A 6373-nucleotide genomic window follows, 5' to 3' on the forward strand; every position below is an offset into this window, starting at 1 on the left:
CTTCGGTGTATCGGTAACAAGCCCTGAATCGAATCTCCGTTTGTCCAGGGAGCCCACTGACTCTGTGACTGCGGCACGTCAACAGATCGAGGACGCAGGTTTTCGTCTAGAACACACGCCAACAAGACAGGATATTGATCACCACACCATGGTGTTACCGAAGCCAGTGACGGCGGATGTTACTCAGGCCTTCAATCTACTTTTCGGGCGGTCAAAATGACCACTGCTGCGGAGCAATTGGCTGCGATTCCTCTCCGGGAAATCAGAATGGAACGGGCAGTCGTTCTTGACTGGTTCGACGGTCCTCTCGAAGGCTTCCTGCGGATAGCTGATACTGACTCCACCTGGTACTTCCAGCTGGCCGGGGAGCGCACCAGATATCATACGGTTGACGACCGTCTTTATCTCCTGTTTCATGCGCCGACCGATGCCCTCGAGCGCTTGGCGGAAGTTCTTGGAGAGGATGAGATGCCTACGGGAAAACTGTGTATACCTAGCTGGATTTTTCGGGATGCCAATGCTCAACAGCAGGCTGAGGCGGTACTCGCTGGGCTGCTGGAACTAGTTGGGCGGGCGCAACTTTTTCTGCGGTCGAGCGACCTGCTTCATATTGAAGATCTCTGGTTGACCGCGGATCGTGTCACGATTACTCGCTAGTCGAACTGTTTCTCAAAGTCGGCCTTGCCTCTCCGGCGTCGAGGAGTTCCCGCTGTGCATCCTCTGCCGGCGTTCGAGTTCGGCCAGCCACAGTTCGAATAGCTGGCAGCAGAGATGAAGAAACCTGGGTCTGACCTCACCGATGCGGACAAGGAGTTCAATACCCGACTCTCCAAGATCAGGGTTGCGGTGGAGTGGGCGATTGCGCACCTGAATAACTGGCGCATCATGGCGACCCGCCCCTCCTTACATCACCATGCGCCTTGAGACGCGGGTCCAGCGCACCGGGATCCTAGATCGCAGTATCTCAGATCGCACTATCAAGGACCAGCATGCTGACCCGCGACGGTGGCGGGGCCGAGCCCGCGGCGGGTGTAAAAATCGCCGACGGCGGCGGGCGCAGTGGCGTAGGCCTCGAGGACCGCGACCGGGCGGGGGCTCGGCTCTCACGTGTCGGCTGGGCCTGCCGGTAGATCGGCGTGCCAGTGCCACGTCCGTGAGCGGAACGTCGGACCGTTGCTGATGGGTGCTCGCTCGCGGTGGAGAATCAGTCCGGGAGGTCACGGATGCGCAGCGTGGCGGTTGTCACAGGCGGTAGCCGTGGGATAGGCGCGGCCACGGCGGTCCTGCTGGCCCGCCGTGGCTGGGACGTCTGCATCGGCTTCCGAGCAGCCGCCGCATCGGCCCGACAGGTCGTGGCGGAATGCAAGGCCGCCGGCGTGGCCGCCGTCGCCGTTCCCACCGATGTCACCTCGCCGGACGCGGTCGCCGCACTGTTCATGGCCGCGGACGCCATGGGACCGGTGGCGGCGCTGGTCAACAATGCGGGCATCGTCGCCGGACCGGCACGGGTCGAGGAGATGACCCACGACCGGCTCGTCGCCATGTTCGCCGTCAACGTCGTCGGTGCCTTCCTGTGCGCCGGGCATGCGATCCGGCGCATGTCGACGCGGCACGGCGCAGCGGGTGGCGTCATCGTCAATGTCTCCTCGGCAGCCGCCCGCCTCGGCAGCCCCGGCGAGTACATCGACTACGCCGCCTCCAAGGGCGCCATCGACACCATGACGATCGGCCTGGCCAAGGAGGTCGCGGCCGACGGCATCCGGGTCAACGCCGTCCGCCCCGGCCTCATCCGCACCGACATCCACGCCAGTGGCGGGCAACCCGGCCGCATCGAGCGCCTCGCGACCGGCGTCCCGATGGGTCGCGGCGGTGAGCCCGACGAGGTCGCACACGCGATCACCTGGCTGTGCTCGCCCGAGGCGTCCTACGTCACCGGAGCGATCCTCGACGTCACCGGAGGCCGCTGACTCAACCCGCTCCTTCGCCACTGACGGCTGTCTGGCACTTGGTAGCCACCCGCCGTCTCGCCCGGACCCGCGGACGAGCGGCCAACCGCGACTGGTCCACGAAGGGGCGCCGCTAGCAGGAGCATCCGCCGCCGCACCCGCAGGTACCACCGCGGCTGCTCGCGGCACGGAAGGCAGCGCGACGTCGCTGGTGGCGCCCCCAGAACACGACCGCAAGCACAACAAGGCCGACGGCGACGGCGAGGAGCGTCTGGTTCAGCGCCGCGGCTGCGCCGGCGGTGAGCATTCCCGCGGCGACCAGCAGTGGGAGCGCGCAGCACGCCGCGCAGGCGGCCACGGCCAGCGCACCGGACAGCGCGACCCGCCGGGGAGAGCGCGGTTCCTCGCTGTCGACCTCGCTGTCGGCGAGGACGTACGCCAGCGCGGCCGGTGCCGGGCCTGGACCACGACGATCTCTGGCGGGCAGGGTGGTCATGGTCGTCTCCTGGTGGCGGTGTGGCGGGACGGGACAACATCGTGATCGTGATCGATGTTGTCCGGAGGGATCGGGGCTATCTCGACGAAGGGCAACGGGCAGTCCGGGCAGGTGCAGTGGGTGAGACTGTCGCAGCCGGCCTCGATCACCCCGGCGAGCGCGGTCCGGATGGTCTCGAGATGTTCGATCCTGATGTTGATCTCGTCGAGTTTCGCGACCGCACGTTCCCGTAGCGCGCCGGTGGGGTGGCGGCGCCGGCCGCTGGCGAGTAGTTCGGCGACCTCGTCGAGGGTGAACCCGAGCCGCTGCGCGGCCTTGATGACGCCCAGCAGGCTCACCGCCTCGGCCGGATAGAGCCGGTGCCCGCCCGGGGTGCGCACCGGTTCGGCCAGCAGTCCCCGCCGCTCGTAATAGCGCAGCGTCTGGGTGTTCACCCCGGCCGCGGTGGCGAGCTCGCTGGTGCGCAGGCCGCCCAGGCTCACCGGCAGCTCCGGTGCACGGTCGGGGCAGTGCGGGTTTCGATCCAGTCGAGCACGTCCGCGCGCGCATCCGGCACGTTCACCGCGACGACAACCGTCTCGCCGGTCGAGGCGACCGTGAACTGGAAGAACGCACAGCACGACGACTCCCGCCCGGCCAGGTCCCGGACCTCGGCCTCCACCCCGCCGGAGGCGGTCAACGTCAACACGAGCGACGTGGGACGCCTACGGGTGACCTCGACAAGCGAGTCGGTGAACAGCCTGTCCCATTCGGCCAGCCGCAACGGCTGTTCCTCGGTCGGCAGGGTGCACCCGGCGGGTCCGCATCCGCTCACGGCTCTCTCCTTCGCTCCGGACGCCCTCCCGCGAGCGCCTCGAACTGACGGTAAGCCTGTACTCGGGTACCGGATGCAACCCCGGAGCGCCTGCCATCCCCATGATCGGCGCGTGTTTGTCGTCAGGTACGCATATCGGCCCGAAAACCGTACCCAAGAACAAACACGCGCCGATCATGGTCTGAGTCGTTGGCCCGGACCTGCCAATTCGACTCCTCCGAGGTCGGTAACGGCTTTGTCGAGATCATCGCCTACGACACCGCAGCGGTCGTGCGACCGGCCTGACATGCCACTACAGCTCCACCCCGGCAGGGCCATGGCATGAAAAGTCAGTTACCGGACGCTCTCGGGACGAACCTCACCGTGCCGCGGATCGGTCGGCCGCGCGCGCCAACGCGACATCCAGCGACATCCCGGTCCCCACCATTGCGGCGACGTCCGTGAAGAAGAATAGCGGCGTGACCTGGTAATCGTGCCAGCCGTTCTCGATGGCGAACAGTTCCGCCGACTCGGCCGAACCAAACGTGATCGTTGTGTCACGGACCCGCCGATTCTCCCCCGAATCAAAGCGGACGACTCCATAGAGAACGGGCAGCTGCCCGACCCCGGTCTCCCCAGCACCAGTCTCCTCAGCACCGGCCTTCGCCCTACCGCCGCCCCTGTTTGCGCTGGCTGCCGCCACCGGCCCCACCGCCCCCTCCCGCTCAGACATCCCACCCCATCTCGCCAAACGGCAAGATTCACTACGTAAGGATCTCCTGATCATGTGATGGTCGCGTTACCCGCAGGTGACCACCATGTACGGATCAGTAGGCTGGGTAGGCGTATCCGGACGTACCGTCCGAGTCATCGGGCGCTCTTCTGCTCACCCACTCACACCGGCATAGGCCCAGCCGGTCCAGCGGCGGACCTCCACCAGCATGACCGGGCCCGCCGGTCGACGTTCCCGGTACTGGCCGTACTTCGCCACCAGCTGGTCAATCGCGTCACGCCAGGCGGATCCGTCCTCGACGATGCGGGCGACGCCGTCGGCACGCGCCCACCACAACTGGTTCCAGTCGTCAGCGTAATGATCGACAATCAGGCTGACGCTCGGATTGACCGCGATATTGGCCAGACGCCGCAGAGCCGTCGAGCGCTTGGGCTTGTGGTCCACGACCATCACGATCATGTCATCGTGGAGTGCGAAGGTCACCGGTACCAGGTGCGGCTGCCCGCCCGCGTCCACCGTGGCCAGCCGGGCTACCCCGCCGGTGGCAAACCGACCGCGTGCCTCAGCAGCGTCCAGATTCATCCCCCATACCTACCGCCACGAGCACTACCGCCACGAGCACTTACCGTTACGACAGACCTGCCGTCAGGACAGAGCAGCACGCAACGATGCCCCCGCCTTCGGTCCCGACAGCAGGACGAGACAATGGGACCATGGCTGACGCGGACGTGACGACCCCGCTGTACGGGGTGCGGATCCGGGTGGACAAGACCGGGCCGGGGGTCCATGCCGCGCTCGATCCGGAACGCCGGGCTGAGTTCGAGGCGGAATTTCGCAACGCATTGGCGCACGCCGACGACCAGTTTGATCTGGATGCCGTCCAGGATGTGGTCGAACGATGGTGGCCGGCGGCGGTACTGTGCGCGAATCCGGCGGGCGCCGATGAAGCGCTACACGGTGCGATGGGTGACGTACGCCAGCGAACAGCGTGATGCATTACACGATACGTGACGCATTGCACGATAGAGGAACGCTGGCGCACCACCACCGTCCTGCGGGTCCGCTGGCTCGGCTGACACCACCACCGGCCTGACAGGCTTTTCGCACGCCGGCACGGGACCAGGACCGCTACCGGAGCCGCCGGACGGCAGACGCCGGACTGGCGCTCCCCTTCCCACGCGCCGACGGTGCCTGGCGCGCCAAGACCGGCGCACCCATCACTCGAATCAGCAGCCACCGAGGGTGATCGAGGACGCGACTGGGGTGTCACGAGTCGGGGACGGATGGGAACGACCCGGACACCTCAGCCGCGTCCTTAACCTACCCTGCCGATAGCAAATAGTCACTGATCGATTACAGGTGGTTCTAGCTTACACGGCGATTGGCCTCCATGTACCCGTTTTGGCGTGGTCTATCGCAATGTATTTTGCCGGAATTCGCCGTCGTCCGCGCAACACCGGGAGGTCAATCACGGAACGTGACCAAACGCCCGATAGGAGATCTCCACGTGGAACGCTCCGGACATGTCCGACCGCTCCCCGGACACGGGCCGGAGCCGACCAGGCGGGCGCGGTCAGATACCGAGCCGCGCCCGCAGGACACCCGCGAGCTCTCCGAAGGCCCGCCCCCGGTGACTGATCGAGTCCTTTTCGGCCGGGCTGAGCTCCGCACTCGTCCGGTCCTCGCCGTCAGCCAGGAACAGCGGGTCGTAGCCGAAACCGCCGGTCCCGCGCGGCCCGGTCAGCAGCCGTCCGCGCATCTCGCCGTGCACGACCTGTTCGGTGCCGTCCGGGGTCACCAGGGCCGCCGCGCACACGAACCCCGCGCCGCGCCGCGCCGCGGGCACGTCGGCCAACTGGGCGAGCACGAGCGCGTTGTTGGCGGCGTCACGCTCGGCCGCAGACACCCCAGACAGCAACCCGGCCCACCGCGCGGACAATACCCCGGGCATCCCGTTGAGGGCGTCGACCGCAAGCCCTGAATCGTCCGCCACGGCGGGCAGACCGGTGACCCGCACGGCGTCCCGCGCCTTGATCAGCGCGTTCTCGGCGAAGGTTGCCCCGGTCTCCGCCACATCCGGGCCGTCGGGCAGTGCCAGCAACTCGACGCTGAGCCCCGCAGCCGCCAGAATGCGGCGCAGCTCGACGAGCTTGGCGCCGTTGCGGCTCGCCAGCACGACGCGCGTGGACACGACCCCACGCACCGCACGATCGTCATTGGAGGCCATCAGCGATCACCGGGGCGAGGGCCGGGTCGCCGACCGTGGCCCACCTGAGGGCACCGGACGCACCCCGGCAAGGGCCGCCCGCTGAATCTCGGTCAGTCGCGCGCATCCCTGGGCGCCCAGATCAAGCAGCCGGTCGAGCATGACCCGGTCGAACGGCACAGGGCCGATGGTCCGCGTC

11 protein-coding genes are annotated in these 6373 nt (G+C 67.1%); 5 read left to right on the plus strand and 6 right to left on the minus strand.

The features are described from left to right. From U9977_RS24695 to U9977_RS24705, 4 genes are all read left to right on the plus strand, one after another. Window positions 1-220: hypothetical protein (locus U9977_RS24695; protein ID WP_322751677.1), on the plus strand; the 220-nt coding region annotated here is incomplete at its 5' end. Further along, complete coding sequence (locus U9977_RS24700; protein ID WP_322751678.1) at window positions 217-657, plus strand: hypothetical protein; 441 nt, start codon at window positions 217-219, stop codon at window positions 655-657. The genes U9977_RS24695 and U9977_RS24700, both read left to right, overlap by 4 nt. A 114-nt stretch (window positions 658-771) precedes the next feature. Beyond that, window positions 772-924, plus strand: coding sequence for a transposase family protein (locus U9977_RS27290; RefSeq protein ID WP_416210769.1), 153 nt, complete (start codon window positions 772-774; stop codon window positions 922-924). 299 nt (window positions 925-1223) lie between these two features. Next, entirely contained in the window at window positions 1224-1967 is a 744-nt protein-coding gene (locus tag U9977_RS24705; RefSeq protein WP_322751679.1) for an SDR family oxidoreductase, read from the plus strand. A 112-nt stretch (window positions 1968-2079) separates the two neighbouring features. Here U9977_RS24705 and U9977_RS24710 read toward each other — a convergent pair whose 3' ends face one another. The 5 genes from U9977_RS24710 to U9977_RS24730 all read right to left on the minus strand — a co-directional run bounded on the left by U9977_RS24710 (window position 2080) and on the right by U9977_RS24730 (window position 4550). Continuing rightward, the gene (locus U9977_RS24710; protein ID WP_322751680.1) at window positions 2080-2442 is read right to left on the minus strand and encodes a hypothetical protein; all 363 of its coding nucleotides are present in this window, start codon (window positions 2440-2442) and stop codon (window positions 2080-2082) included. Further along, on the minus strand, window positions 2439-2924 hold the full coding sequence (locus U9977_RS24715; protein WP_322751681.1) for a MerR family transcriptional regulator: 486 nt from the start codon (window positions 2922-2924) through the stop codon (window positions 2439-2441). The genes U9977_RS24710 and U9977_RS24715 overlap by 4 nt, the downstream gene beginning before the upstream one ends. Beyond that, window positions 2921-3256, minus strand: coding sequence for a hypothetical protein (locus U9977_RS24720; RefSeq protein WP_322751682.1), 336 nt, complete (start codon window positions 3254-3256; stop codon window positions 2921-2923). The genes U9977_RS24715 and U9977_RS24720 overlap by 4 nt, the downstream gene beginning before the upstream one ends. 358 nt (window positions 3257-3614) lie before the next feature. Next, window positions 3615-3968 (minus strand): hypothetical protein, encoded by a 354-nt coding sequence (locus U9977_RS24725; protein ID WP_322751683.1) that lies wholly within the window; start codon window positions 3966-3968, stop codon window positions 3615-3617. Window positions 3969-4121: 153 nt separating this feature from the next. Then, window positions 4122-4550, minus strand: a complete 429-nt coding sequence (locus U9977_RS24730; RefSeq protein WP_322751684.1) for a TIGR03668 family PPOX class F420-dependent oxidoreductase — start codon at window positions 4548-4550, stop codon at window positions 4122-4124. A 131-nt stretch (window positions 4551-4681) separates the two neighbouring features. Between U9977_RS24730 and U9977_RS24735 the strand changes: the two genes are divergently transcribed. After that, a complete protein-coding gene (locus U9977_RS24735) occupies window positions 4682-4960 on the plus strand; it encodes a DUF6247 family protein (RefSeq protein ID WP_322751685.1) in 279 nt (92 codons plus the stop codon). A gap of 581 nt (window positions 4961-5541) precedes the next feature. On the opposite strand, the gene rdgB is transcribed toward U9977_RS24735, so the two are convergent. Further along, window positions 5542-6159, minus strand: a complete 618-nt coding sequence (rdgB, locus tag U9977_RS24740; RefSeq protein ID WP_322751686.1) for an RdgB/HAM1 family non-canonical purine NTP pyrophosphatase — start codon at window positions 6157-6159, stop codon at window positions 5542-5544. Window positions 6160-6373 lie beyond the last annotated feature (214 nt).

The sequence above is a fragment of the Protofrankia sp. Cas8 genome, assembly GCF_963555845.1.
Taxonomy (GTDB): Bacteria; Actinomycetota; Actinomycetes; order Frankiales; family Frankiaceae; genus Protofrankia.